Here is a 26,634-nt window from a genome sequence, read left to right as displayed (position 1 = left end):
ACGCGCGCGAGCCCACGCGGACGTAAGGTCTGCCAAACTCGCGTGCTAAAATTCCCGATTCGATTTCACCCAATGGACTTAAGTCGCCGGGGTTCTCCGAACTCGGACGCAGCAAGCAACATGCGCCCATCCGAAGCCGCGACGCAGACACTGATCCGATGACCACCGGTTTCCTTCAGAAGATTTTTGGCAGCCGCAATCAGCGGCTGGTCAAGCAGTACCAAAAGACCGTTGTGGCGATCAACGCCCTCGAGCCGACCGTCGAGAAATACACGGACGATCAGCTACGCGCGAAGACGGACGAGTTCCGCCAGCGCGTCGCGAGCGGCGAATCGCTCGACGTGCTTCTGCCCGAGGCGTTCGCGGTCTGTCGCGAAGCGAGTCGGCGCGTCCTGAAAATGCGCCACTTCGACGTCCAGTTGATCGGCGGCATGGTGCTGCATTACGGCAAGATCGCGGAAATGCGCACGGGCGAAGGCAAGACGCTCGTCGCCACACTCGCCGCGTATCTGAACGCGCTGTCGGGCCGCGGCGTGCATGTCGTGACGGTGAACGACTACCTCGCGCAACGCGACGCCGAATGGATGGCGCGTCTCTACAACTTCCTGGGTCTTTCGTGCGGCGTGAATCTGTCGCAAATGGAACACGGCCAGAAGCAGGAAGCCTACGCGGCGGACATCACTTACGGCACGAACAACGAATTCGGCTTCGACTATCTGCGCGACAACATGGTCTACGAGACCAACGCGCGCGTGCAGCGGCCGCTCAACTTCGCCATCGTCGATGAAGTGGATTCGATCCTCATCGACGAAGCGCGTACGCCGCTTATCATTTCCGGTCAGGCCGAAGATCACACCGACCTCTACGTGCGCATGAATGCGCTCCCGCCGCTGCTCGAACAGCAGATCGGCGAGGAGAAGGCGGACGGCACGGGCGTCGAAAAGCCGGGCGACTACACGCTCGACGAGAAAGCGCGTCAGGTGTTCCTCACCGAATCGGGCCATGAAAAGGCGGAGCGTCTGCTTGCCGAATGGGGTTTGATCGGCGAGGGCGAAAGTCTCTACGCGCCGCAGAACATCACCTTGATGCACCACGTGTACGCCGCTTTGCGCGCGCACACGCTGTTCTTCCGCGATCAGCACTACGTTGTGCAGGGCAGCGAGGTCGTTATCGTCGACGAATTCACGGGCCGCATGATGACGGGCCGCCGCTGGTCGGACGGTCTGCATCAGGCAGTGGAAGCCAAGGAGCACGTGCAGATTCAGAGCGAAAACCAGACGCTCGCTTCCATCACGCTGCAAAACTATTTCCGCATGTATTCCAAGCTGTCCGGCATGACCGGCACGGCTGACACGGAAGCCTACGAGTTCCAGGAAATCTACGGTCTGGAAACGGTCGTGATCCCGACCAACCGGGCGCCGAAGCGTGTCGACAAGCAGGATCAAATCTACAAGACATCGAAGGAACGTTACGACGCCGTCATCCGCGACATTCGCGAGTGCGTCGAACGCGGTCAGCCAACGCTCGTCGGCACGACGTCCATCGAAGCGTCGGAATTGCTCTCCAGCCTGCTCACTCAGGCAGGCATTCGCCACGAAGTGCTGAACGCGAAGCAGCACGCGCGCGAAGCGGCCATCGTCGCGGAAGCGGGGCGTCCGAGCGCCGTGACCATTGCGACCAACATGGCCGGTCGCGGCACGGACATCGTGCTTGGCGGCAATGTCGAGAAGCAGGCTTCGTTCATCGAGGCGGATCTTTCGATTGCCGAAGGCGAAAAGGCCCGGCTGATTCAGAAGCTGCACGACGAATGGCAGATGCTGCACGACACCGTGAAGGAAGCGGGCGGCCTGCATATCATCGGGACCGAGCGGCATGAATCGCGCCGTATCGACAACCAGTTGCGCGGCCGCGCGGGCCGTCAGGGCGATCCGGGTTCGTCGCGCTTCTATCTTTCGCTGGATGATCCGCTTCTGCGCATTTTCGCGGGCGACCGCGTGCGCGCGATCATGGACCGCCTGAAGATGCCGGAAGGCGAGCCGATCGAAGCGGGCATGGTCACGCGGTCGATCGAAGGGGCGCAGCGCAAGGTGGAAGCGCGCAACTTCGACATCCGGAAGCAACTGCTCGAATACGACGACGTCTCAAACGATCAGCGCAAGGTGATCTATCAGCAGCGCAACGAGCTGCTGGAAGCGACGGACGTGCAGGAAACCATCGCGGCCATGCGTCAGAGCGTGATCGGCGACCTGGTGCGCAACTTCGTGCCGGCGGGCAGTATCGAGGAACAGTGGGACGCGCCCGAGCTCGAAGAAGTGCTGCGCAATGACTGGTCGCTCGATCTTGCCGTGCAGGAGATGATCAACGAGTCGAACTCCATCGACGCCGAGGAAATCAACGAAGCCGTGCTCGCCGCCGCCGACGAAGCGTACGAGGCGAAGGTCGCCATGGTCGGCCGCGATTCATTCAGCGCGTTCGAACGCTCGATCATGCTGCAGACGCTCGACAGCCGCTGGCGCGAGCATCTGGCCGCGCTCGATCATCTGCGTCAGGGCATCCATCTGCGCGGCTATGCGCAGAAGAACCCGAAGCAGGAATACAAGCGCGAGGCGTTCGAACTCTTCGCGGCCATGCTCGACGAGGTCAAGCAGGAAGTCACGCGCGTCGTGATGAACGTGCAGATCCAGTCGCCGGAGCAGCTCGAAGAAGCCGCCGAACAGTACGAAGAGCGTGGCAGCCATCTGGAGAACGTGTCGTTCACGCACGCGGACTTCAACGCGCCGGCGGCAGCGCCCGCGCCGGCCGCGGTGGCGGCAACCGCGGCCGCGCAGATGGTCAATCAGGCTATGTCCGCAGGCGACGACGTCAGCGTCGTCACACGTTCAGCCGACGATCTGCCGAAGGTCGGCCGCAACGACCCGTGCCCGTGCGGCAGCGGGAAGAAGTACAAAAACTGTCACGGCAAGCTGGCTTAATAGGCTGCTCAGACGAAACGGACCAAGCGACGCAGCAATGCGTCGTTTGTCCATCTGGCGCTTTCGCGCGCGTTTCACGGCGTCGCTCCGCTCCCGGCGCGCGTCAGTCCTTCATCCTGTGCCGGCCTGGTCTTCTCACCGGCACGCGTCACCTACAGCTGAGTCGCGAACATGGCCGTCAATTTCCCCTCGATCGATCCCGCAGCGCTTCATCCCGTCGCCGGCGTCACGCTAGGCTGGGCCGAGGCGAACATTCGCAAGCCCAATCGCAAGGACGTGCTGGTCATTCGCGTCGATAAAGGCGCGACCGTGGCGGGCGTGTTCACGCAAAATCGTTTTTGCGCCGCACCGGTAATCGTCTGCCGCGAGCATCTCGAAGCCGTTCGCGCGGGCGGCAAGGGCATTCGCGCGCTCGTCATCAACACGGGCAACGCGAATGCGGGCACCGGCGAGCCGGGCCTCGTGATCGCTCGCGAGACTTGCGCGGAGCTTGCGCGCCTCGCGAACCTCGACGCGCAGCAGATCCTGCCGTTCTCCACGGGCGTGATTCTCGAGCCGCTACCGCTCGATCGTCTGAAAGCGGGCTTGCCTGCCGCGCTGGCCAATCAGCAGGCCGCGCACTGGTTCGAGGCCGCGCAGTCCATCATGACCACGGACACGCTGCCGAAAGCCACGTCGCGTCAGGTGCGGATCGACGGCCACACGGTGACCTTTTCGGGCATCAGCAAGGGCGCGGGCATGATCAAGCCGAACATGGCCACCATGCTCGGTTTCCTCGCCTTCGATGCCAACGTCGCGCAACCCGTGCTCGACGAACTGGTGAGGCACGTTGCGGATCGCTCGTTCAACTGCATCACCATCGACGGCGATACCTCGACCAACGATTCATTCATTCTGATCGCGTCGGGCAAATCGAGCCTGCCGGCAATCACTTCGACGGATTCACCCGCTTACGCTGCTTTGCGCGATGCGGTCACTGCCGTCGCGCAAGAACTGGCGCAACTCATCGTGCGCGATGGCGAAGGCGCGACCAAGTTCATGACGATCACCGTCGAAGGCGGCAAGGACGTCGCGGAGTGCCGCCAGATTGCTTATGCAATCGGCCATTCGCCGCTCGTGAAGACCGCGTTCTATGCGTCGGACCCTAACCTCGGGCGTATTCTCGCGGCAATCGGCTATGCGGGCGTGGCGGACCTCGACGTCGGCAAGGTCGATCTTTACCTCGACGACGTGCTCGTCGCGAAAGCGGGCGGGCGCAACCCCGAGTATCGCGAGGAAGACGGCCAGCGCGTGATGAAAAAGAGCGAGATCGCGATTCGCGTGCTGCTCGGCCGTGGCGACGCACAAGCCACCGTTTGGACCTGTGACCTTTCGCACGATTACGTGAGCATCAACGCCGACTATCGCTCCTGATCCGGCGCGCCCAAGAAAAAGACACCATGGACAAGCTCGAACAATTCCTCACGCGCGCCGAAGCGGTGCTGGCGCGCATCGAAGGCATGTTGCCGCCCGCGGCGCCGGAAATCGACTGGGAATCCGCAGTGGCGTTTCGCTGGCGCAAGCGCCAGGGGCGCGGCTATTTGCAGCCGGTGACGGCTGTTTCGCAGATTGCGCTGGATGATCTCCAGAACATCGACCGTCAGAAAGGCCTGATCGAACAGAATACGCGCCAGTTCGTGCAGAAGCTGCCCGCCAACAATGTGTTGCTGACGGGCGCGCGCGGCACTGGTAAATCGTCGCTCATCAAGGCTTGCCTGAACGCGTATTCGAAAGACGGCCTGCGTCTGATCGAAGTCGACAAAGACGATTTGCACGACCTTGGCGATATCGTCGATCTCATTTCAACGCGGCCGGAACGCTTCATCGTGTTCTGCGACGATCTTTCCTTCGAGGAAGGCGAGTCTGGCTACAAGGCGCTCAAAGTCGCGCTCGACGGCTCGGTTGCCGCGCAGTCTGACAACGTGCTCATTTACGCGACGTCGAATCGCCGTCACTTGATGCCCGAGTACATGAGCGAAAACGAGACGTACAAGCACACGTCCGATGGCGAGATTCATCCGGGCGAAGTCGTCGAAGAGAAGATTTCGCTGTCGGAGCGTTTCGGGCTGTGGGTGAGCTTCTATCCATTCAAGCAGGACGATTATCTGGCGATCGTCGGCCATTGGCTGAACCATTTCGGCGTCGATGAAGCCGAGATTGCCGGCGCTCGTGGCGATGCGCTCGTCTGGGCGCTCGAGCGCGGTTCGCGTTCGGGCCGTGTTGCATGGCAGTTCGCGCGCGACTGGTCGGGACGCAAGCAATGACGGACATGACCGACGCCAGGCACAAGAACGAGGCGACCATCGACCTTGCGCCCGATGGCCGCAAGGTGACGAAAGTGGCCGTCGGCGTCATGGTTCAGCCGGACGGGCGCTATCTGCTTGCGCAGCGTCCGCCGGGCAAGCCATACGAAGGTTACTGGGAATTTCCGGGCGGCAAGCTGGAACGAGGAGAGAGCGTCGAGGCTGCGCTTGGCCGTGAGTTGCATGAAGAGCTGGGAATCGACGTGGTCGCCTGTGAACTTTGGCGCACGCTCGAACACGATTATCCGCATGCCTACGTGCGGCTCTTTTTCTGCAAAGTGACGGAGTGGAAGGGCGAGCCGCTCGGGCGCGAAGGGCAGGCTATTTCTTGGCAGACTCTGCCGGTGGACGTGGCGCCGCTGCTGCCTGCAGCCATTCCCATTTTGGAATGGCTCGCCGAAGAAGCTTAGTTCAGGCTGCCGCGCGTGTCGTCGTCAGGCGGCGTTTCCTGGGCGTTGCCTCCGATCTTGTACTTTTCGGTGGCCCAGGCGCCCAGATCGATCTGCTTGCAACGCTCAGAGCAGAACGGACGAAAACGGTTTTCCGGTACCCAGCGAACTTCCTTGGCGCAGGTCGGGCATTTGACGACAGTGGTCATGACGATGAGACGTAACGAATGGAGCGGGCTTCGATCTATCCTCGATACGAAACCGAAATGCTCGGGTTCAAAGGCTGCAAAGCGTCAGATGAAAGGGCACGTCGACATCGACGGCGCGCGGCTTGAGATCGCCGTCCTGCACGGTGAAACGCACCCACAGCATGTACTTGTTTGCGCTTGCTTCGGGAATCACGCGAACTTCTTGCGACACCCGCACCTGCATTAGTTGATACGTTCTGCCGGACAACATCTGTTGATAGCTGCCCTGCATGGCCATGACTTTAGACGCCTGGCCGGATTCGCGCGCAAGCCGCAATACGATGGCGGCGGCGTCGCGCAAAGCGAGCATGGGCATGACCCATTTGGCGATGTCCTGCCGGCGCTCTTCCACCGGCAACTGCTGCCACGCGTAATACGAGGGCAAATCGAATTTGCACGTACCGCCGGGAATGATCGTACGACTACGGATGCTCGCGAGCCACTCGTTGTCCGCAAGATGCTGGCCGGTCTTGCCGTGCATGTCCGCAAGGCCCGCGAGCGTCTGTTCGATCTCGCCCAGCACCGCTTCCAGCGCTTCTTGTTCGATCCCGGGATTGCCGCGAAAGGGCGCGAGCGTCTGGCGCTGGCGCTCCAGTTCCTTCATGAGATCGGCTTTGAGGTCCGTACGGCCCGCTACTTCGGCGATCTCGAAGAGCGTGATCAACGCGACATGATGCTCCCGCGGATCTTCCTGAGTCAGAAAGAACGTGAAGCGCTCGAACAGGTCTTCGAGACGCAACAGCGTCCGGATTCGCTCGTTGAAGGGATACTCGTAAAGGATCAAGCGCTCGCCTCGGCGTAGGTCGGTTGCTTCCCCGGCAGGGAAGTCAGGACATTCTAATGCTGCATCCCTACCCTAGCAAATCGCGCCACATTTAGGTCGATTTCGAAGCATTTCGATAATTTCGCCCATGCCGGCCGCAACGAACGCTCATTCGGACGCCAGCGCGAGATAGCAGGCGTGCAAGGTATCGACATGACGGGCGAGCGTGTCCAGCGTGGATGTTTCATCGTTTATGACGATATCGTCCGCTGCTTCGAGGCGTGCTTCGCGCGTTGCCTGCTTCGCAATGATTGCGAGCGTTTGTTCGCGCGCAAAGCCATTACGTCGCATGACGCGCGCGATCTGCGTTTCCACCGGGCAATCGACCACCAGCACGCGTGACACTCGCGTCTTCCAGTTGCCCGATTCCACCAGAAGCGGTACGACGACGATGTGATACGCGCCCGTTGCAGCCTGCCGCTGACGCTCGGTCTCCGCGCGAATCAGCGGATGCACGATGCCTTCGAGCCGGGCCTTCGCGGTATCGTCGGAGAAGACGAGCGTGCGCATTTTCGCGCGGTCGAGCGAGCCGTCGGTTGCAACGAACTCTCGGCCGAATTCATTCGCGATAAGCGGCATTGCGACGCCGCCCGGCGCTGTCACCCGATGCGCGATGAGATCGGTATCGACTAGCGGCACACCGCGCGCCGCGAAAAGGTCAGCGACCGTGCTTTTGCCGCTGCCGATGCCGCCCGTCAGACCGATGCTGAACATCCGTGGCTCCTTGTCGTCATCCGAACAAAGCATAAAGCGGTGTTCCGATAAAAAGCGTGATCGCGCCGCCCGCCGCGAGGAACGGCCCGAACGGCAGCGGTTCTTCAAAGCGCATGCGCCCGCGCCACGTCGCCACGATGCCGAAGGCCGCGCCCGCGACCGCCGAGATCAGCACGACCTGCGCAAGCGCTTCCCAGCCGAGCCACGCGCCGATAGCCGCGAGTAGCTTGAAGTCACCATAGCCCATGCCTTCGACGCCGCGCGCGAGTTTGAAGAGCCAATAGACGCACCATAGGAAAAGGTAGCCCGCGATGGCACCGGTCACGGCATCGTGCAGCGTCGCAAACCCGCCCGCGCCGAAATTGACGATGAGCCCGGCCCAAAGCAGAGGCAGCGTCAGCACATCGGGCAGATAGCGCGTGTCGTAATCGATGAGACTGGCCGCCAAGAGCGTCGCGCACAGCCCGAACGCGGCGAACGCGGGCCAGTCCGGTCCGAACGCGTAGAGCGAAAGCGCGGCGAACGCGCCCGTCGTCAGTTCGGTCAGCGGGTAACGCGGGCTCACGCGCGCGCCGCATGACGCGCATCTTCCACGCAGAGCAAGATAGCTGACGACGGGAATGTTTTCCCACGCGCGCAGGACGTGACCGCAATGAGGGCACGCACTGCGCGGCACGGCGAGGTTGAAGCGTTTAGGGTAGGAATCGCCTTCGGGCTGCGGAGCATTTGGAAGCGCTGCATCGACTTCGGCGCGCCAGGCGCGTTCGAGCATGACCGGCAAGCGGTGCACGACGACGGTGAGAAAGCTGCCGATCACGAGGCCGAACACGATGGCGAAGCCGTACTGAACGGCGTACGGAAGCGCGGCGAAAGCCGCGAAATAGCGGCTGGCGTAATGAACGGCGGATGGATCGAACAAAGGCTGCATGTTAGTGAAACGATGGCTTTGGCCCGCGATGCTACACCACGTTGCCGAGCTGAATGATGGGAAGATACATCGCGATGACGAGACCGCCCACGAGCGCGCCCAGCACGGCGATCACCACGGGTTCGCACAGACTCGCAAAGGTGCCGATGCGATCGTCCACCTGCCGGTCGGCAAGGCTCGCGAGATCGAGCAGCATGGCGTCGAGCGAGCCGGATTCCTCGGCGACGGCGATCGGCTGCACGACGTCATCGGGGAAGCACCGCAGCGCGCGCATGGCGGCCGCGAGACGCTCGCCGCGCCGCAGACGCACGGCGATCTCCACGGTGGCGTCGTCGAACACGCGATTTCCGGTGGCCTGAGTGAGCGAATCGAATGCGTCGGAGAGTGGCGTGCCGGCCGCGAGCAGCGTGCCGAGCGCGCGGCTCCAGCGCGCCACCGCAAGCGAGCGCAGCAACGTACCCGCGAGCGGCAAACGCAGCGCGGCGAGATCCGCGCGCCGTCGCGCCTGCGGTGACCGCTTCAGCCGATGTACGCCGATCAGCGCCACGCACGCGCAAACCACCACGAACGGCACGCCATGACGCGCGACGCCGTCCGATAACGCGAGCACGAAGCGCGTCGGCGCGGGCAGGGCGGCGCCGAAGCCGTCGAAGATCGTCTTGAAGGTCGGCACGACGCCGATCAGCAGCCCCGCCGTGATCGCGAGCGACAGCAGTAGCACCATCACCGGATAAGTCAGCGCGGCCCGCAGCTTCGCGCGTTGCGACGCGCTGCGCTCGCGGTCATCGGCGATACGTCCGAGTACGGCAGGCAGCGCGCCCGCCACTTCGCCGACCGCGACGAGCTGACAATACAGCGCATCGAACGAAGCGGGATGACGCGCTAGCGCCGCCGAAAACGGCACGCCGCGTGTGATGTCGCGGGCGAGCGTGCGCATGAGACGCGCCAATCCGCCGCGCGAACCGGCATTGGATAGCATGTCGAGCGCATTTGCGAGCGGCAGTCCCGCGCGCAGCAAACCGGCGAGCTGACGCGTAAAGACCGTGATCTCGATCCCTTTCGTGCGCGGCGCCGGGGCCCGGCCGAGTGCCTCCAGCCCGATGACGATCACGCCGTTGGACCGAAGCGACGCGCGCGCCGATGCGGCATCGGCGGCGATGGTCTTGCCGCTGCGGCGCCGGCCGTCGGCATCGACGCCGCGCCACGCGAAGCGCGTGTCCGTGGATTCGTCGCGCATCATGCGATTTCCGTGGCCTCGGTGGCTTCCGCGACGCTCGTCACGCCCTCGCGAACGCGTGCGAAAGCGGCATCGCGCAAGGCGGGCATGCCGTGCAGTTGCGCTGTGCGGGCAATGGCGTGCGTCGCCGCGCGTCCGACGATGAGTTCGCGGATGTCATCGGAAACCGGCATAACTTGATGCACGCCGACGCGCCCGCGATATCCGATGCCATGACACGCCGGACACCCACGCGGTTCGAACGGCCGGATGCCGTCATCTAGCGTAAGTGGCGCGGGCGCGCGACACGCTTCGCACAGCTTGCGCACGAGCCTTTGCGCGGTGACGAGCCGCAGCGCGGATGCGAGGTTATACGGCGCGACGCCGATATCGATCAGCCGTGCGATAGCCGCGGGCGCGTCGTTGGTGTGCAGCGTCGAGAGCACGAGATGGCCGGTCTGCGCGGCTTTCACGGCGACGTCGGCGGTTTCGGCATCACGGATTTCCCCGACCATCACGATGTCCGGGTCTTGCCGCATGAACGCGCGCAAGGCGACGGCGAAGTTGAGCCCCGCCTTGTCGCGCACGTTCACCTGATTGATGCCCGCGAGCTGAATCTCCACCGGGTCCTCGACCGAGCAGATGTTGCGCGCCTCGGCGTTGAGCATCTGCAGGAAACAATAGAGCGAGAGCGTCTTGCCGCTGCCGGTCGGACCCGTCACGAGCACGAGACCATGCGGCGCGCGAATGGCGGACTCGACCGTGCGGCTTTGCTGCGCATCGAGCCCGAGGGCATCGAGCGAAAGAGCGGGCGGCAGCGCGTCGAGCCTGCGCAATACCAACTTTTCGCCGAACACGGTCGGCAGCGAACTCACGCGATAGTCGCCAATCTGCCCGCCCGCCAGCGCGAGACGCAGCCGCCCGTCCTGTGGCACGCGCCGCTCGGCGATATCCATCCGCGCCAGCACCTTGATTCGCGTGATGACGGCATCGCGCAGATGCGTCGGCGGATGCCGCAACACATGGAGCACGCCATCGACACGCAAACGAACGCGCCAGCCATGCTCGCCCGGCTCGATGTGGACATCGGACGCGCCGCGCGACGCCGCTTCGCGCAGCGTATCGGCGACGAGCGTGACCGCGGGCGCGTCTTGATCGGAAGGGGAATCGGGTGCCGGATCGGCGGTTGAAGCAAGGCGAAAGGGAGAATTCATGCGCGTGAGCCGGTCGATGTCGGAAGGCTCCGATCATCTCGCGGCGCACGGCGCGTGCGTAGTCGTCCGAATGGCTAACGCTGCGGGCGTTTGACCGGCGCGACGGGGCGGAAAATCTTGACCGTGCGGATGGCTTGATCGTCGCTGCGCATGACTTCGAAATACACGCCCGCGATACGCACCGACACGTCGCCGTCCGGAATGTCCTCCAGCGTTTCGAGGATCAGACCGTTGAGCGTCTTGGGGCCATCGGTCGGCAGGGTCAGCTTGAGCCAGCGGTTGAGTTCGCGCAGCGGCATGCTGCCCGCCACGATGCACTCGCCTTTGTCGTCCCAGCCGCCGCGCGACCCCGCGCCGCGCGGAATCGTCGTCGTGAATTCACCGATCAGTTCTTCGATGATGTCTTCCGGCGTCACGAGCCCCTGCAATTCACCGTATTCGTTGACGACGATCGCGATTCGCTGGCCGCTTTCCTGAAAGTACTGAAGCTGCTGGAACACGGGCGTTCCGGTCGGCACGAAGTAAGGCTCGGCGAGCAGCGCGCGCAGCGTCTCGCGTTCGAGTTCCTGGTTATGCAGCGCGGACAAGGTCTTGCGCACGTGGAGCACGCCTAGCACGCGGTCGATATCGCCCTGAAACACCACCAGCTTATTGTGATAGCAGGTTTCGAGCTGATGCAGAATTTGGTCGAAGGGCGCATCGAAGTCGAGCGCTTCAATGCGTCGGCGCGGGATCATCACGTCATCGACGGAAATGTTCTCCAGATCGAACAGATTCAGGAGGATGCTGCGGTGCTTGGTCGGCATGAAACTGCCCGATTCCAGCACGATGGTGCGCAATTCTTCCGGCGAAATGCGTTGATCGCGGCCGCCTTTCGTGTTGATGTGCAACGCGCTCAGAATGGCGTTGGCGAAAAGATTCACGAACCACACGAGCGGCCGCGCGATGCGCATGAGCGGCGAAAGGATCAGGCTCGCGGGCAGCGCGACTTTTTCGGGATATGTCGCGCCGACGATTTTCGGCGCGATTTCCGCGAACACGATGATGAGAAACGCGACCATGCCCGTCGTGATCGACAGGACCATGTTGTTGTGGCCGAAAGTCTTGAGCGCAATCGACGTGGTGAGAACCGGGATGATCGTATTGATCAGGTTGTTGCCGATGAGAATGACCGAAAGCAGTTGATCGGTCTTGGCGAGTAGTCCTTGCGTGGTGCGCGCGCGCAGCGATCCTTGACTAGCAAGGAATTTCAACCGATGGCGATTGAGCGCCATCATCGACGTTTCGGAAATCGAGAAAAAACCGGAAAGAATGAGCAGCAGAAAGATGGCGCAAATTTGCGCCCATAAAGGAAGGTTGTCCACGCGTTGATCGAGTAGGGGCGGTGATGGGGACGACTATAACAGACGGTTTTATTGACTTGCCTGCTGCGTGCACGCGCTTGGCGGACCCATGGCAGACGCGTAAATCAGCCGCGCAAAACAAAAAACCCGCATGGCAGACCATGCGGGTTTTTCAGCAATTCTGGTCGGGGTGAGAGAATTCGAACCTCCGGCCTCTACGTCGCGAACGCGCTTTCGCTGCCTGTATCCGTACCCCAGCCTAGGGAAGAGTCATTATATATCAATGGGTTAGTATAACGCGATGGTCGGTTGATGTTTTCGGTTCGGTGGCAATCCGCGCAAAATTGGCACCTATTCGCCACCTGTTTTTCTTCGCACGGCATTGAATCAAAGGTGCCACCGATTTGCCTCCGGGAAAGCGGGCACGCTGTAGATGCGCTGTTTGCTGGAGATGCGGATGCGAGCAGGCTGGAGTGACACCCGGGACCGGACCGACAAATTCTTGAAAATTTTGGTCTGGCGGTGCATCCACGGATGGCACTTTACGATGGTTAATCTGTCAAGTACAGTGTAAAGTGTCAACCCGCCTGTCAAGTCAACATCGAGGAAGTCATGGGTAAGAGGCTGAGCAACGCACCGGTCTACTACACCGTCGCCCAAATCCAGTTCAATCCCGTCCTGAATCTGGACGCATACATTTCGGCTATCCAAGCCAAAATGCGGGAAAAGCATTTTCCGGACTTCAAGCAGGAGGTGGTCCAGCGGCTTGTGCTTCCTTTTGGAGCTATTGAGCCTGGCCAGGTCGCGGCGCCGACCTTCACACCTCAGTCGAGGTATCAGTTTGGCGATATTTCGGGCAGCACAAGGTTCGTGCTGGAGACGAACGCACTGTCGTTTCAGACCACTGAGTACGAAACGTTCGATGCCTTTTCTCATGCGTTGTTGGCGGGTCTTGGCACTGTGCATGACGCCCTGCAACTGGATTTTATCGAGCGAATCGGCCTACGGTATCTGGATGCCGTGTTGCCGTCAGGAGAAAAGGAGTCGCTGCGAGACTTTCTCGTACCAGAGGTCCTCGGACTCTCATTGCGCGACCACGCACAACACCAACATTCGGTCAGTGAAACGCTCGTGACCAGTCCTGCAGGGCAGCTTGTCTCGCGCGTGATTATTCGTCATGGGCAAGTTGGTCTGCCAGTTGAACTGACCTCGCTGGCACCAAATATAGACCCTCGATTTACGCAGCACGTAGGCTTGCACGCCGTAATCGATACGGATGCCTCCGTCACTCAGCGAGAGGTGTTCGATTTGGAAAAAATCGAGGCCCGGTTGACAGCCCTTCACAACGAAATTGACAAGTGCTTCAAGGCTATCGTAACAGACCACGCTTTGGCCACTTGGGCCTGAAGGAGGCGCTATGAGCAGCGAGATGTCCTACGGTGGATGGGTTACCGAACGCCCGGCCGTGACTGGCGGTACTTCAAGCCTGGTGCGGCTGGTCGGGTGGGTCGCCGCTGCTGGGGCGGCATTGACCGTGATAGGTACGGGCGGCCACTTGTCACTGGAGCGCCTTCAATCGGGAGTTCAGCAAGCGCTCTATAGCACCGCTGATGTAGCGGTAGTTGACGATGTCCGAACGCCAGCTGAAGACCTTGCACGGATACGCGACGTGCTGCATCCGGCAGTGTCGGACCTGGCTGCGACACTCGGAGTGTCCCGTCAGTCCGTCTACAACTGGCTCAATGGGGAGCAAGTTGCAGAGGAGAATGCAGCTAGGTTGCAGGACCTTGCTCGAGCTGCTGATGTGCTGGCCCACGAAGGAGTCGCCGTAAATGCGGCATTGCTAAAGCGGAAATTTGCCAATGGCCGAACGCTCATGCAAGTCGCCCAGTCAGGAGAGTCTGCGCGCGACGCAGCGTTGGTGCTGGCGCAGATTCACCAGCGCGAGAGCGCTCAGCGTGAGCGTATGAACGCTCGAATTGCAAACCGCGCAAAGACGTCAGCTACTGCCGACTTTGACCTTCCTTCATCCAACGACCAGGCGTAAAGGTGCGAAGTGGTGGAGTGGAATCGTGAGACACCGTGGCGCCAAGGATTTCTGCTCAGCGACGCCGCAATTGATGCGTTGGGGCTTCGCCATGCGGCAAGTCCCGACAAGACGATAGTCGTCGTTGCAACTCACGACTGTGACCTCGCACAGGACCCGCAATTCGAGCCGGTCGTCGAGGTCGTCGTGGGATGTTTGACCGTGAAGGACGGCAACTGCACCCACGCCAAAAATGCGCGCAAGCTTCACGTTGAATTTGCAGGCGAGGCTCCCTTCTGGGCGGAGTTCGAGGCGACGGCCAAAGTTAGTATCGACAAGCTCAGGCTAAATGAATACTTGCCTCGGTCCGAAGTCCGCCTCCGTTCCGAGGACCACGCCGTCCTGCAGATGTGGCTGGCGAGTCGATACCGCCGCTCCGCTTTTGCGGATGAATTCGAGCGCCGGTTGACCAAGGAAACCAAGCTGGCGGAGAAAATCGCGAAGGCCGTCAAGCCGCATGGGGAATTGATTATCGGTGTCTTCTTCGACGTGGACGAAGGTGTGGAAGTTACTCGGAACGGTCCAGATGACACCTATGTGCTCGACATTACTATCCTTCACCAGGCGGCCCCTGATTTCGTCGCTGCGGAAAGCGCTGCAAGGGCGGCCGCTGATGCCATCGGGAAGGCGTTCAAGGAAAAGCTGCTCGCCCCTTCAAAGCAATGGCAGCAAATCGAACTCCGCTTTTGTGAGCCGATGTCGGAGTCGGTGCTGACGTACGAGATGTTCAAGCAGTTGAAGCGCTGGAGGCTGGAGCACATTAGTCTTGCCGCTGAGCCACAGCAGCCCGTGCTGGCCGAATAGCCGGGCATTGGGCCGACTGGTGATATTGCTGCATGATGGGCATCAGATGATGCTTATCGGGTTTGTGAATCCCCCAAGTCTTCGAAAAATCGCTCACCGGTGTCCTAATAGGACACTCGCGCAGCGTTCGGACGTTATGGAACGATGGCAAGGCTTGGGCGTGCGACAGGGGTTGAATTCGACAGAACTCGTATCTTCGAATGCAAAAGGAGGGGGATGAGATGTTTCAGGTCAGGGAGTCTCGCGGCGAACTTGAGCGGTTTCTCGAGCAGGATGTATCCCGGCTCGAAGGCGTCCTCCTCCAAATAAATAAGCGACCTTATGGGCCTGGGCGTAATTGACGAACAGGCCATGCCGCCGTTCGCCTTCAAGCCGATTCTTGATGTCGTTCGCTTCCTTTTCGATGCGGGCAACTAGGGTCTGATTCTTGTCGGACCCACTTCGCACGCGGACGACGAAATAGTCGTCCAACCGGCTGAGCTTGGGCTTAAGGCGTTGGCCTTTCAGCGACTCGACGTATGCGTCGGCTTTTTTCTTGGCGCTGTGGGCGAAGGTTTGCTTGAGGTCGTCACGATGCTTGACCGTTACGAGATACTGCGAGCGGTTTTCGATGGACGCCATGTCCATGCTCAATTTGTTGAGGAGCACGGTATACGTCGAACTAGTGCGCATGTTTTGTCGCTCGGCGCGTGGATTGTCAGAAAGTGCCTGAGAACAGTAGGCCAACTTTTTTTCGACTTTTTTCGCGATGGCGAATTCGGCCCGATTGCCACCGAATTGCCACTACCGAGCACACAAACAAAAACAGCGGACATCTAGTCCGCTGTTTGTAAGGAAAGATCTGGTCGGGGTGAGAGGATTCGAACCTCCGGCCTCTACGTCCCGAACGTAGCGCTCTACCAGGCTAAGCTACACCCCGAATTTGTTTTACCTGGACTTTTGAGGCGGTTTAGTCTCTTTCAAGACTGCCTCGATGTCGAGTAAGAACATAATTCTATCAGGCTTTCTTTGTAAATGGAATCTGGAAACGAAGAAATCGCGCTTGCCGCAGCATGCGCTTCCTTGCGCGCGCACTCCAGCGTGTGATCGAGCGCGCCGGAAGTCGTAATGGCGTGGAAGATCGTATCGAATCGATCGGTGCCGCCTTGCTCGATCGCCTCGCGCGCGAGTGTCGCTTGCTCCGGCGTGCCGTGCTCCATCAAATAGATGAGCGGCAGCGTGGGCTTGCCTTCGCGCAGGTCGTCGCCGGCATTCTTGCCCATGGATTCAGGCGTACCGGTGTAATCGAGCCAGTCGTCCATGATCTGAAACGCGGTGCCGATGCGCCGGCCGAATTCCGCCGCCGCTGCTTCCGTGCGCGCGTCAGAGCCTGAAAGTACCGCGCCGAGCTGGGCCGCCGCTTCGAAAAGCTTCGCCGTCTTGTAGCGGATCACCTGCATGTAACGCGCTTCGTCCACGTCCGGATCGTGCATGTTCAGAAGCTGCAGCACTTCGCCTTCGGAGATGACGTTGGTCGCGACGGATAGAATCTCCATCACGCGCATCTTGCCAACGGTCACCATCATTTCGAACGAGCGCGAATACAGGAAGTCGCCGACCAGCACGCTCGCGGCATTGCCGAAGAGCGCATTGGCCGTCTTGCGGCCGCGACGCAGGTCGGATTCGTCGACCACGTCGTCGTGGAGAAGCGTCGCCGTATGAATGAACTCGACCACGGCGGCCAGTTCATGCCGGTGCCCCGTCGTGTCCCCGAGCGCGCCCGCGACGAGTAGCAGGAGCGCCGGCCGCAAGCGCTTGCCGCCCGCGCCGATGATGTACTCGGAAATCTGGTTGATGAGCATCACTTCTGATGCCAGGCGCTGCCGGATGACGCGATTGACCTGCTGCATGTCCTCGGCGATCGGGGCAAGCAGTGCGGCGGCGTTGGGAGGGGAAGTGGCGGTGGACGACATGATCGGCTAATAAGGTGATGCGGCGGATTATAAGGCGAATCCGACTGACCACGCGTGTCGGGCGCGAGCATCGGAGGCGTTTGCCCGCGAAATCGGCGTCAAATCGGACTGTTTTCGCCGAGGATCGCGCCGTCATGCACAACGCACGGGATTGTCAATGCGTTTTGACGAAGCCTCTAACCCTATGTATAATCTCGTGTTTTCCTCGCGCGGTGCGTGGAAAAATGAATTCAGAGTGAGGTTCTCAATGTACGCGGTCATAAAAACCGGCGGCAAGCAGTACAAAGTTGCCGTTGGCGAAAAATTGAAAGTAGAACAGATACCGGCAGACATTGACGCTGAAATCACGCTCGACCAGGTTCTCGCAGTAGGCGAAGGCGAATCGATTAAGTTCGGTGCGCCGCTGGTCAGTGGGGCTTCCGTCAAGGCTACCGTGGTCTCCCAAGGTCGTCATGCCAAAGTGACCATCTTCAAGATGCGTCGCCGGAAGCACTACCAAAAGCACGCTGGCCATCGCCAGAACTATACCGAACTGCGCATCGACGCGATCAACGCCTAAGGCGCGGTCGCATCGTTATCGTTACGCGGAAATCGGTTAAGGAGCTAATCAAATGGCACACAAAAAAGCAGGCGGGTCTTCCCGCAACGGCCGCGACTCAGAATCGAAACGCCTCGGCGTGAAGGTTTATGGCGGCCAGGCAATCAACGCAGGCGGCATCATCGTTCGCCAGCGCGGCACGCGCATGCACCCGGGTGAAAACGTCGGCATCGGCAAGGATCACACGCTGTTCGCGCTGGCCGACGGTCACGTCAAGTTCGTGACGAAGGGCGCAGCAAGAAAGCACACGGTCGTCGTCGTCCCGGCAGCTTAAGTTTTACTGCACGGGCTTCAGGACCGACAAAGGCCCCGCGAAGTTCGCGGGGCCTTTTGTTTTTTGGATGCGCGAAACGCCGCATCGCCAGGAATTCTTCATCACCATGGCTGGCGCACGTCAGTCACGGCAAAATAGTATCTCGACCGGAACTTGAGCTTCAATGCAAGTTTCGGTCTCATCGAGCAGAAACACGGGACGGAGCAACGCATGAAGTTCATTGACGAAGCGAGAATTGAAGTCATCGCCGGCGACGGGGGAGATGGCAGCGCGTCGATGCGCCGCGAAAAATTCGTCCCGTTCGGCGGACCGGACGGCGGCGACGGCGGTCGCGGCGGCAGCGTCTACGCAGTTGCGGATCGCAATATCAATACGCTGATCGACTACCGGTTCTCGAAGAAGCATCAGGCGCGCAACGGCGAAAACGGTCGCGGCGCGGACTGCTACGGCAAAGGTGGCGACGACATCACGTTGCGCATGCCGGTCGGCACCATCATCACGGATCAGGACACGGGCGAACTCATCGCCGATCTGACCGAACACAATCAGCAGATTCTGATTGCCCAAGGCGGCTCGGGCGGCCTCGGCAATCTACATTTCAAGTCGAGCACGAACCGTGCGCCGCGTCAGAAGACCGACGGCAAGCCGGGCGAGCGCCGCATGCTCAAGCTCGAGCTGAAGGTGCTCGCGGATGTCGGTCTGCTCGGCATGCCGAACGCGGGAAAATCCACGTTTATCGCGTCGGTGTCGAACGCGCGGCCGAAGATCGCCGATTATCCCTTCACCACGCTTGCGCCGAATCTCGGCGTAGTGCGCGTGGGTCCGAGCAAGAGCTTCGTGATCGCGGACATTCCCGGCCTGATCGAAGGCGCGGCGGAAGGCGCGGGGCTTGGGCATCGCTTTCTGCGTCACTTGCAGCGCACGGGCGTGCTGTTGCATCTGGTCGATCTCGCCCCGTTCGATGAAAACGTCGATCCCGTTGCCGAGGCGAAGGCCATCGTCAACGAACTGCGCAAATACGACGAGTCGCTCTACGAAAAGCCGCGCTGGCTCGTGCTGAACAAGCTCGACATGGTGCCGGAAGACGAACGTCGCGCGCGTATCGACGACTTCGTCGAGCGTTTCGAATGGACCGGGCCGGTGTACGAGATTTCGGCGCTGACCGGTCAGGGTTGCGAGGCGCTCATCTACGCAATCTACGACTACATTTCGCAGAACTCGGACGCGTCGCGCGCGGCCGAGGCCGAGGATCTCGCGGCGGACGTGCGCTTTCGCGACACGCCTGTGAAAGAGCAAGCAGACAAAGACGTAGACGAAGAGTAACGACGCGGCCCGCCCGCGTGGGCCGCGACACCCGAGGAGAATGCGCACGATGCGTTCGGTCATCGCCGCTGCGAAGCGAATCGTAGTGAAAGTAGGGTCTAGCCTCGTTACAAACGACGGGCGCGGGCTCGATCATGCGGCAATCAATCGCTGGGCGGCGCAAATCGCGGCCTTGCGCGAGCAGGGCAAGGAAGTCGTGCTGGTGAGTTCCGGCGCGATCGCGGAGGGCATTCATCGGCTTGGATGGACCAAGCGTCCGCGCGAAATCGACGAATTGCAGGCCGCCGCCGCCGTCGGGCAGATGGGGCTTGCGCAGGTCTACGAGAGCAGCTTCGGCGCGCACGGCATTCGCACCGCGCAGATTCTGCTGACGCACGCCGACCTGGCCGACCGCGAGCGCTATCTGAACGCGCGTTCCACTTTGCTCACGCTGCTGCGTCTGGGCGCGGTGCCGATCATCAACGAGAACGACACGGTCATCACCGACGAAATCAAGTTCGGCGACAACGACACGCTCGGCGCGCTCGTGGCGAATCTGATCGAAGGCGACGCGCTCGTCATTCTCACCGACCAACGCGGCCTCTTTACCGCCGATCCGCGCAAGGACCCGAGCGCGACGCTCGTCGAACAGGCGGACGCCGGCACGCCAGAACTCGAAGCCATGGCGGGCGGCGCGGGTTCGAGCCTCGGACGCGGTGGCATGCTGACGAAGATTCTCGCGGCGAAGCGCGCGGCGCATAGCGGCGCGAACACGGTGATCGCAAGCGGCCGCGAAGCCGATGTGCTCACGCGGCTCGCTTCCGGCGAGATGATCGGCACGCAACTCATCGCGCGTACGGCGCGCATTGCGGCGCGCAAGCAGTGGATGGCGGATCACCTTCAAATGCGCGGTCACGTGGTGATCGACAGCGGCGCGGTTCAGAAGGTCACAGCCGAAGGCAAGAGCTTGCTGCCGATCGGCGTGATCGACGTGAAGGGCGCGTTCGATCGCGGCGAAGTCATCGCCTGTTTGGACGACGAAGGACGCGAAGTGGCGCGCGGTATCACGAATTACAGCAGTTCGGAAGCGCGGCTGATTCATCGGCGGCCGAGCGGCGAGATCGAAACGGTGCTCGGCTATATGCTGGAGCCGGAGCTGATTCACCGCGATAATCTGGTGCTCGTCTGAGACTTGATACGTAAAAGGCCCGCTTGAAAGCGGGCCTTTTCGCATGAGCGCACGTTCGACGCAACTCAACTCAACGTAAACTCAACGCAACCCAACTTCAGCGCACGTTGATGGAACTCTGTGTGCGCTTGTACTGAATGTTGCTGGCGATCTGCTTGGCCGTGCCGACCGGCAGTTTGCTCGTGCAGAAATAATCCTGATACAGCGCCGCCTGATACGCATTCAATTCGCCATTTTCTATGCGGCGAAAGTCGAATGCGACCTCGCGATCCCAGGCCGTACCGTTATCGTTGATGCTCGCGTAGCGGCGCCATTCGTAGGTATCGCAGCGAATGCCTTCGTAATTCACATTGCGCGCGCCGCTCGGGCTCGTCGCGACGATCACGTAGCGAATGACGCCATCCTTGCCGACCGAAAGCGAAGTCTTGTCGACGGCGAAAATCAGCGGCGTATTCTGCGACACGTTGAACGCAAGCAGATTCGAGGCTTCGGGCAGCGGCGGAAGCGTATCGACCTTTTCCTCGGTCCACTCCGGCTTCTGGTCGAGCAGATAGGTGAAGACGCCATCGTCCTGTGTGGACGGGCCTTTGTTGCTGGAGCAGGCAGCGAGCGTGGCCAGCATGGCCACGGATACCGCAGCGGACAACGCAAATGAACCAATGGCTTTCAATTCGATCTTCCCGAAAACAGGTGCGCATACGGCAACAGCACGGCGAATTACTCGCCGTGCCGTGCTCAGTGTCAAAGTAAAAGAAGAACCGCAGTGATCAGTCGCACGAAGACCGCTGCACGATGATATGCACTTCCTCGCTGATCGTGCATTCTGCCTGAACCTCGTTGCCAGCGACGGTTACAGCAGGTGCTTCGATCGTCATCGTCTGGACGACGCGTGGATAGCGCGGTCCGTGATGCGCGACGCGCTCGCCGCGTTCGACGCGGGAGTTGGTACGCCGCAAGAAGCGGGATAGCTCGGTCAGAGCCAGTTGATAAACGTCACGCTTGAACTCGATTACCGCATCCAGCGGGACCCAGTATTCGTTCCAGCGCCAGGCATCGAATTCCGGATGGTCCGTCGCGCGCAGGCAAATGTCACAGTCGCGTCCCACCATGCGCAGCAGAAACCAGATCTGTTTCTGTCCGCGATAATGTCCGCGCACTTCGCGCTTGATGAACTTATCCGGCACCTCATAACGCAGCCAGTCGCGCGTGCGACCGACGACCTTGACGTGCTCCGGAAGCAAGCCGGTTTCTTCGTGTAACTCCCGATACATCGCTTGCACAGGGGTCTCACCGTACTTGATGCCCCCTTGCGGAAACTGCCAGGAATGTTCACGCAGCCGCTTACCCCAAAACACTTCGTTGCGCGCGTTCAAGAGGATGATGCCGACGTTCGGGCGAAAGCCTTCACGATCCAGCATACAACCACCTTCGAATCCTTTAAAATTGCTTTGATTATAAACAGATAACGGGCACGGCGTATTGGAATCAACCCGCGGAACCGGCCTTCGTCATTAGCCCGGGTTCGAAGCACGCATAAGCGACTTTTTGCCAGAGCACTCCGCGTGCGGCAAAATCTTCTTCCGTTGGCCGAAGTAGCGCATCGACGCGCCGCCTCTGCTCCGTACAAAGCCGTCGTCCGTCCCGTCGTTCAAACGTATCGCCAGTTTCGAGAGCCAGAGCTTTCGGAGCGCGTGGCGCATTTGGAAAACTTGAATGAAAGCATCCCGTTTCTTCATCGGCACCCTGAAAGAGGCGCCCTCCGAGGCCGAAATCGTCAGCCACAAGCTCATGATGCGCGCCGGCATGATCCGTCGCGTCGCGGGCGGCATTTACGATTACCTGCCAATCGGCTTGCGTTCGGTACGCAAGGTCGAGGCCATCGTGCGTGAAGAGATGAACCGCGCGGGCGCGCTCGAACTGCTGATGCCCGCCGTGCAGCCCGCCGAACTGTGGCAGGAATCGGGACGCTGGGAACAATACGGCCCCGAACTGCTGCGCTTCAAGGACCGTCACGACCGCGACTTCGTCATGGGCCCGACGCACGAGGAAGTGGTGACCGAGATCGCGCGCAGCGCAATCAAGAGCTATCGGCAGTTGCCGGTGAACTTCTATCAGGTGCAGACGAAGTTCCGCGATGAAATCCGCCCGCGCTTCGGTGTCATGCGTGGCCGCGAGTTCATCATGAAAGACGCGTATTCGTTCGATAAAGACACGGCCGGCCTCGCCGAGTCGTATCGGAAAATGTTCGATGCCTACGTGCGCATCTTCACGCGCATCGGCCTGGAGTTTCGCGCCGTCGCGGCGGACAACGGTTCGATTGGCGGCAGCGGCTCGCATGAATTCCACGTAATCGCCGAGACGGGCGAGGACGACATCGCGTATTGCCCGGCTTCGGATTTCGCGGCGAACGTCGAGGCTGCCGAAGGCGTGCCGCTCATCGCCACGCGCGCCGCGCCCGCCGAAGAGCTCAAAAAGACGCCGACGCCCGGCAAGGCGAAGTGCGAAGCCGTCGCCGAGTATCTCGGCATTCCGCTCGAGCGCACGATCAAGTCGATCATTCTCGCCACCGACAACGAAGGCGCCGAGCCGACCATCTGGCTTCTGATGCTGCGCGGCGACCATTCGTTGAACGACATCAAGACGGGCAAGTTGCCGGGCCTCAAGGGTTATCGCTTCGCGACGGAAGCGGAGATCGTCGAATGGTTCGGCACGCCGCCGGGCTATCTCGGCCCAATCGGCATGAAAAAGCCGGTGCGCGTGATCGCCGACAGCACGGTCGCGAACATGAGCGACTTCGTGGTCGGCTCGAACGAAGTGGATTTCCACACGACCGGCGTGAACTGGGGCCGCGATCTGCCCGAGCCGGAAGTCGCGGATATCCGCAACGTCGTCGCGGGCGATCCCTCGCCGGACGGTAAGGGCACGCTCGAAATCTGTCGCGGTATCGAAGTGGGCCACGTGTTCCAGCTTGGCACCAAGTACTCGGATTCGATGGGCGCGACCTTCCTCGACGAAAACGGCAAGCCCGCGCCCATGCAGATGGGCTGCTACGGCATCGGAATCACGCGTATTCTGGGCGCAGCCATCGAACAGAACTTCGACGACAAGGGCATCATCTGGCCGGAAGCCATTGCGCCTTTCGAAGTCGTGATCTGCCCGATGGGCTACGACCGCAGTGAAGCCGTGCGCGAGCAGGCCGACAAGCTCTACGCGACCTTGCAGGAAGCCGGCCTCGACGTAATTCTCGACGATCGCGGTGAGCGCCCGGGCGTGATGTTCGCGGACTGGGAGCTGATCGGCGTGCCGCATCGCATCGTCATTGGCGATCGCGGGCTCAAGGACGGCAAGCTGGAATATCAGGCGCGCCGCGATACCGAAGCCACGCTCGTGCCGGTGAACGAGGCAGCGGGCATGGTGACGGCCAAGATTCGTGAGGCGCTCGCGGAGTAACGTGCAATACAACTTCCTGTCGGCAACGATTCTGCTTCTGTTGATTACCGATCCGCTCGGCAATATTCCAATCTTCATCAACGCACTGCGCGGCGTCGCTATCGAGCGGCGTCGCGTCGTGATCTTGCGGGAAGTGGCGATTGCGTTCGTGATCCTGCTGGTGTTCATGCTGGCCGGCGACCGCTTCCTGCGCGCGATGAACTTGACGGATCTGTCGTTGCGTATCGGTGGCGGGATCGTGCTGTTTCTGATCGCGCTGCGGATGATCTTTCCGCATCCCGACGGCCCGATGGGCGGCGACTCGCGCGGCGGCGAACCGCTTATCGTGCCGCTCGCCATTCCCGCGCTTGCGGGACCGTCCGCGCTTGCCACGGTAATGCTGCTGACATCGCAAGCGCCGGGGAAGATGCTGGAATGGATCGGCGCGCTCACGGTCACCATGGTTGTGTGCGCCATCGTGCTCGTGCTGGCCGAGAAGATTCAACACTGGCTCGGCGAGCGCGCGGTGACGGCATTCGAGCGCTTGATGGGGCTCGTGCTCGTGGCCATTTCGGTCGAGATGATGCTCACGGGCATACGGACCTTCGTGCATCAGCTATGAAAAAAGCGGCCTCGGCCGCTTTTTTTCACTGACTACCGAACGAACGCTCATGCGCCTTCGGTTAGCGCGCGAATGGTCGGCAGATTCCGCCAGTAACCCTTCGCGTCCATGCCGCAGCCGAACACATAACGGTCCGGCACTTCGAAGCCGCAGAAATCAGGACGCAGCGGTTTCGCCTTTGGAATGATCTTCTCGCACAGCACCGCCGACAAAAACTGCTTCGCGCCCATCGCCATGATGCGGTCGCGGATAGCAGCCATGGTTTCGCCTTCGTCGAGGATATCGTCGAGTACGAGCACCACGCGATCTTTCACCGATTCGGCCGGCGCCACGCGCCACTGCATTTCGCTGCCGCCCTTGATGGCGTTGCGATAGCGCGTCAGATGGATGTAGTCGAACTCGAGCGGGAAGTCGAGATGCGGCAGCAGCATGCCGGTGAAAACGGCCGCGCCTCCCATGACCGAAAGCACGAGCGGGAAATCGTCGCTCGTTGCCGCCTTGATGGCTGCAGCCATGCGTTCGATCGATGCGTTGACGGCCTCGACCGAAACGATCTCTTCGGAGTGGCTGAAAATATGGAGAGCTTCTTCGCGATTCATAGAGGGAAGCGGGGAGGCGGACTACTTAGTGTGGAAAGAAACGGCGGCGTGCGCCCTATGATAAACCCGCGCTCCTCGCGGCGTTCGGCGCGAGCGCGGGCCTGTTCTGTCGCGCCTAGCGCATGCCGGGCATCATGCCCTTCATGCCGCGCATCATCTTTTGCAGGTTGCCGCCCTTGAGCTTCTTCATCATGCCGCGCATTTGCTCGTACTGGTTCAGCATGCGGTTGACTTCCTGCACATGCACGCCCGCGCCCGCCGCGATACGACGCTTGCGCGCGGCCTTGATGAGCTCGGGCTTCGCGCGTTCCTGAAGCGTCATGGAATTAATGATGCCTTCCATGCGGCGCATCTGCTTCTCGGCGTTGTTCATGTCCGCGCCTTGCGCCGCTTGCTGAAACTGCGCCGGCAGCTTGTCCATGAGCGAAGAGAGGCCGCCCATTTTCTTCATCTGCGAGAGCTGCGCCTTGAAGTCGTTCAGGTCGAAGTCGCCGCCTTTCTTGACCTTGTCGGCGAGTTGCTGCGCGGCTTGCGTGTCGACGCCGCGCTGCGCTTCCTCGACGAGCGCGAGAATGTCGCCCATGCCGAGAATCCGGTTCGCCATGCGATCCGGATGGAACACTTCGAGACCGTCGAGCTTTTCCGCGACGCCGACGAACTTGATCGGCTTGCCGGTGACATGACGCACGGAGAGCGCCGCGCCGCCGCGCGAGTCGCCGTCGAGCTTGGTGAGCACGACGCCGGTGAGCGGCAGGGCGTCGTTGAACGCCTTGGCGGTGTTGACCGCGTCCTGACCGAGCATGGCGTCGACGACGAAGAGCGTTTCGGCGGGCTTGAGCAGCGCGTGTAGCTCGCTGATCTCCTTCATCATGGCTTCGTCGATACCGAGACGGCCGGCCGTGTCGACGATCACGACGTCATGGTAGTGGCGCTTGGCCCAGTCGATTGCCGCGCGCGCGATATCCGCGGGCTTCTGATCCGGCTCGGACGGGAAGAAGTCCGCGCCGACCTGCTCGGTCACCGTCTGCAACTGACGAATAGCCGCCGGACGATACACGTCGACAGAAACCGTCAGCACCTTCTTCTTGCTCTTTTCGCGCAGCAGCTTGGCGAGCTTGCCGGTGGTCGTGGTCTTGCCCGCGCCCTGCAGGCCGGCCATGAGGATGACGGCGGGCGGCGTGACCGCGAGATTCAGTTCGGCGGCCTTGCCTTCGTAGTCGCCGCCGATCACGGCAGTCAGTTCGCGCTGCACGACGCCGACGAGCGCCTGGCCCGGCGAAAGGCTCGACAGGACTTCCTCGCCGAGCGCCTTTTCCTTCACCTTGGCGATGAATTCGCGCACGACCGGCAGCGCCACGTCTGCTTCGAGAAGCGCGAGACGCACTTCGCGCAGCATCTCCTGCGTGTTGGCCTCGGTGAGGCGGGCCTCGCCGCGCAGCGTCTTGACGACGCGCGCCATCCGTTGAGTGAGGTTGTCGAGCATGGGGAGCGCTATAGAATGCGGCCCAGAATTCACAGTGACATGGCGCGCTCACCGCGCTGCGCACTATGCTGGCGCAAGGGTGAAGGCGTCGCGGAACCGGGGCCTAG

26 protein-coding genes and 1 tRNA gene are annotated in these 26,634 nt (G+C 61.2%); 13 read left to right on the top strand and 14 right to left on the bottom strand.

The features are described 5' to 3' along the window. The first annotated feature begins 158 nt into the window (after nucleotides 1-158). From secA to NCR98_RS11685, 4 genes are all read left to right on the top strand, one after another. A complete protein-coding gene (gene secA / locus NCR98_RS11705) occupies nucleotides 159-2,972 on the top strand; it encodes a preprotein translocase subunit SecA (protein WP_250526270.1) in 2,814 nt (937 codons plus the stop codon). Nucleotides 2,973-3,143: 171 nt separating this feature from the next. Further along, a complete protein-coding gene (gene argJ, locus NCR98_RS11695; protein ID WP_284503824.1) occupies nucleotides 3,144-4,385 on the top strand; it encodes a bifunctional glutamate N-acetyltransferase/amino-acid acetyltransferase ArgJ in 1,242 nt (413 codons plus the stop codon). A gap of 26 nt (nucleotides 4,386-4,411) precedes the next feature. After that, nucleotides 4,412-5,275 carry an ATP-binding protein gene (locus tag NCR98_RS11690; protein WP_250526269.1) on the top strand — a complete coding sequence of 288 codons (864 nt, stop codon included), beginning with the start codon at nucleotides 4,412-4,414 and terminating at the stop codon, nucleotides 5,273-5,275. Between the two features lie 5 nt (nucleotides 5,276-5,280). Continuing rightward, entirely contained in the window at nucleotides 5,281-5,724 is a 444-nt protein-coding gene (locus NCR98_RS11685) for an NUDIX domain-containing protein (protein WP_250509502.1), read from the top strand. Here the strand turns inward: NCR98_RS11685 and NCR98_RS11680 are convergent. The 7 genes from NCR98_RS11680 to NCR98_RS11650 form a co-directional block, all read right to left on the bottom strand. Next, nucleotides 5,721-5,912 (bottom strand): DNA gyrase inhibitor YacG, encoded by a 192-nt coding sequence (locus NCR98_RS11680; protein ID WP_244826290.1) that lies wholly within the window; start codon nucleotides 5,910-5,912, stop codon nucleotides 5,721-5,723. The two genes, NCR98_RS11685 and NCR98_RS11680, sit on opposite strands and share 4 nt — an antisense overlap. Before the next feature lie 67 nt (nucleotides 5,913-5,979). After that, a complete protein-coding gene (zapD, locus tag NCR98_RS11675) occupies nucleotides 5,980-6,735 on the bottom strand; it encodes a cell division protein ZapD (protein ID WP_244826289.1) in 756 nt (251 codons plus the stop codon). A 147-nt stretch (nucleotides 6,736-6,882) separates the two neighbouring features. After that, nucleotides 6,883-7,488, bottom strand: coding sequence for a dephospho-CoA kinase (gene coaE / locus NCR98_RS11670; protein WP_250526268.1), 606 nt, complete (start codon nucleotides 7,486-7,488; stop codon nucleotides 6,883-6,885). Between the two features lie 16 nt (nucleotides 7,489-7,504). After that, nucleotides 7,505-8,416 (bottom strand): prepilin peptidase, encoded by a 912-nt coding sequence (locus tag NCR98_RS11665; protein WP_250526267.1) that lies wholly within the window; start codon nucleotides 8,414-8,416, stop codon nucleotides 7,505-7,507. A 31-nt stretch (nucleotides 8,417-8,447) separates the two neighbouring features. Next, nucleotides 8,448-9,656, bottom strand: coding sequence for a type II secretion system F family protein (locus NCR98_RS11660; RefSeq protein WP_250526266.1), 1,209 nt, complete (start codon nucleotides 9,654-9,656; stop codon nucleotides 8,448-8,450). After that, a complete protein-coding gene (locus NCR98_RS11655) occupies nucleotides 9,653-10,846 on the bottom strand; it encodes a GspE/PulE family protein (protein WP_250526265.1) in 1,194 nt (397 codons plus the stop codon). The genes NCR98_RS11660 and NCR98_RS11655 overlap by 4 nt, the downstream gene beginning before the upstream one ends. 74 nt (nucleotides 10,847-10,920) lie before the next feature. Continuing rightward, complete coding sequence (locus tag NCR98_RS11650; protein ID WP_244826284.1) at nucleotides 10,921-12,210, bottom strand: HlyC/CorC family transporter; 1,290 nt, start codon at nucleotides 12,208-12,210, stop codon at nucleotides 10,921-10,923. A 591-nt stretch (nucleotides 12,211-12,801) separates the two neighbouring features. Here NCR98_RS11650 and NCR98_RS11645 point away from each other — a divergent pair. The 3 genes from NCR98_RS11645 to NCR98_RS11635 are packed head-to-tail and all read left to right on the top strand — an operon-like array spanning nucleotide 12,802 to nucleotide 15,079. Then, the gene (locus NCR98_RS11645) at nucleotides 12,802-13,596 is read left to right on the top strand and encodes a TIGR04255 family protein (protein WP_250526264.1); all 795 of its coding nucleotides are present in this window, start codon (nucleotides 12,802-12,804) and stop codon (nucleotides 13,594-13,596) included. 10 nt (nucleotides 13,597-13,606) lie between these two features. Continuing rightward, nucleotides 13,607-14,236 (top strand): hypothetical protein, encoded by a 630-nt coding sequence (locus NCR98_RS11640; RefSeq protein WP_250526263.1) that lies wholly within the window; start codon nucleotides 13,607-13,609, stop codon nucleotides 14,234-14,236. A gap of 12 nt (nucleotides 14,237-14,248) precedes the next feature. Beyond that, nucleotides 14,249-15,079: a hypothetical protein gene (locus NCR98_RS11635; protein ID WP_250526262.1), complete on the top strand. Its 831-nt coding sequence runs from the start codon at nucleotides 14,249-14,251 to the stop codon at nucleotides 15,077-15,079. A 231-nt stretch (nucleotides 15,080-15,310) separates the two neighbouring features. Here NCR98_RS11635 and NCR98_RS11630 read toward each other — a convergent pair whose 3' ends face one another. The 3 genes from NCR98_RS11630 to NCR98_RS11620 all read right to left on the bottom strand — a co-directional run bounded on the left by NCR98_RS11630 (nucleotide 15,311) and on the right by NCR98_RS11620 (nucleotide 17,031). Next, nucleotides 15,311-15,700: a hypothetical protein gene (locus tag NCR98_RS11630; protein WP_250526261.1), complete on the bottom strand. Its 390-nt coding sequence runs from the start codon at nucleotides 15,698-15,700 to the stop codon at nucleotides 15,311-15,313. Nucleotides 15,701-15,921: 221 nt separating this feature from the next. Further along, a tRNA-Pro gene (locus NCR98_RS11625) sits at nucleotides 15,922-15,998 on the bottom strand. A 40-nt stretch (nucleotides 15,999-16,038) separates the two neighbouring features. Next, the gene (locus tag NCR98_RS11620) at nucleotides 16,039-17,031 is read right to left on the bottom strand and encodes a polyprenyl synthetase family protein (protein ID WP_244826283.1); all 993 of its coding nucleotides are present in this window, start codon (nucleotides 17,029-17,031) and stop codon (nucleotides 16,039-16,041) included. 247 nt (nucleotides 17,032-17,278) lie between these two features. Here NCR98_RS11620 and rplU point away from each other — a divergent pair, with 247 nt between their 5' ends. The 4 genes from rplU (at nucleotide 17,279) to proB (ending at nucleotide 20,394) form a co-directional block, all read left to right on the top strand. After that, nucleotides 17,279-17,590 (top strand): 50S ribosomal protein L21, encoded by a 312-nt coding sequence (rplU, locus tag NCR98_RS11615; RefSeq protein WP_244828118.1) that lies wholly within the window; start codon nucleotides 17,279-17,281, stop codon nucleotides 17,588-17,590. 52 nt (nucleotides 17,591-17,642) lie between these two features. After that, complete coding sequence (gene rpmA, locus NCR98_RS11610) at nucleotides 17,643-17,903, top strand: 50S ribosomal protein L27 (protein ID WP_014192314.1); 261 nt, start codon at nucleotides 17,643-17,645, stop codon at nucleotides 17,901-17,903. Between the two features lie 210 nt (nucleotides 17,904-18,113). Beyond that, nucleotides 18,114-19,226, top strand: a complete 1,113-nt coding sequence (gene cgtA / locus NCR98_RS11605) for an Obg family GTPase CgtA (RefSeq protein ID WP_244826282.1) — start codon at nucleotides 18,114-18,116, stop codon at nucleotides 19,224-19,226. A gap of 49 nt (nucleotides 19,227-19,275) precedes the next feature. After that, the gene (gene proB, locus NCR98_RS11600) at nucleotides 19,276-20,394 is read left to right on the top strand and encodes a glutamate 5-kinase (protein ID WP_250526260.1); all 1,119 of its coding nucleotides are present in this window, start codon (nucleotides 19,276-19,278) and stop codon (nucleotides 20,392-20,394) included. A gap of 97 nt (nucleotides 20,395-20,491) precedes the next feature. Here proB and NCR98_RS11595 read toward each other — a convergent pair whose 3' ends face one another. Together NCR98_RS11595 and NCR98_RS11590 are read right to left on the bottom strand one after the other, a co-directional pair. Next, a complete protein-coding gene (locus tag NCR98_RS11595; RefSeq protein ID WP_370652138.1) occupies nucleotides 20,492-21,055 on the bottom strand; it encodes a CNP1-like family protein in 564 nt (187 codons plus the stop codon). Between the two features lie 106 nt (nucleotides 21,056-21,161). Next, complete coding sequence (locus tag NCR98_RS11590; protein ID WP_244826279.1) at nucleotides 21,162-21,812, bottom strand: RNA pyrophosphohydrolase; 651 nt, start codon at nucleotides 21,810-21,812, stop codon at nucleotides 21,162-21,164. A 295-nt stretch (nucleotides 21,813-22,107) separates the two neighbouring features. Between NCR98_RS11590 and NCR98_RS11585 the strand changes: the two genes are divergently transcribed. Both NCR98_RS11585 and NCR98_RS11580 read left to right on the top strand, forming a co-directional pair. Beyond that, nucleotides 22,108-23,844, top strand: a complete 1,737-nt coding sequence (locus tag NCR98_RS11585; RefSeq protein WP_250526259.1) for a proline--tRNA ligase — start codon at nucleotides 22,108-22,110, stop codon at nucleotides 23,842-23,844. A 1-nt stretch (nucleotide 23,845) separates the two neighbouring features. After that, nucleotides 23,846-24,445 carry a MarC family protein gene (locus tag NCR98_RS11580; protein ID WP_244826277.1) on the top strand — a complete coding sequence of 200 codons (600 nt, stop codon included), beginning with the start codon at nucleotides 23,846-23,848 and terminating at the stop codon, nucleotides 24,443-24,445. Nucleotides 24,446-24,492: 47 nt separating this feature from the next. On the opposite strand, the gene NCR98_RS11575 is transcribed toward NCR98_RS11580, so the two are convergent. After that, nucleotides 24,493-25,044 (bottom strand): hypoxanthine-guanine phosphoribosyltransferase, encoded by a 552-nt coding sequence (locus NCR98_RS11575; protein ID WP_244826276.1) that lies wholly within the window; start codon nucleotides 25,042-25,044, stop codon nucleotides 24,493-24,495. 115 nt (nucleotides 25,045-25,159) lie between these two features. Continuing rightward, complete coding sequence (gene ffh, locus NCR98_RS11570; protein ID WP_244826275.1) at nucleotides 25,160-26,527, bottom strand: signal recognition particle protein; 1,368 nt, start codon at nucleotides 26,525-26,527, stop codon at nucleotides 25,160-25,162. Between the last annotated feature and the right edge of the window lie 107 nt (nucleotides 26,528-26,634).

Source organism: Caballeronia sp. GAWG2-1, from assembly GCF_023631405.1.
Lineage (GTDB): Bacteria > Pseudomonadota > Gammaproteobacteria > Burkholderiales > Burkholderiaceae > Caballeronia.
This window is presented reverse-complemented; position numbering and strand designations above follow the sequence as displayed.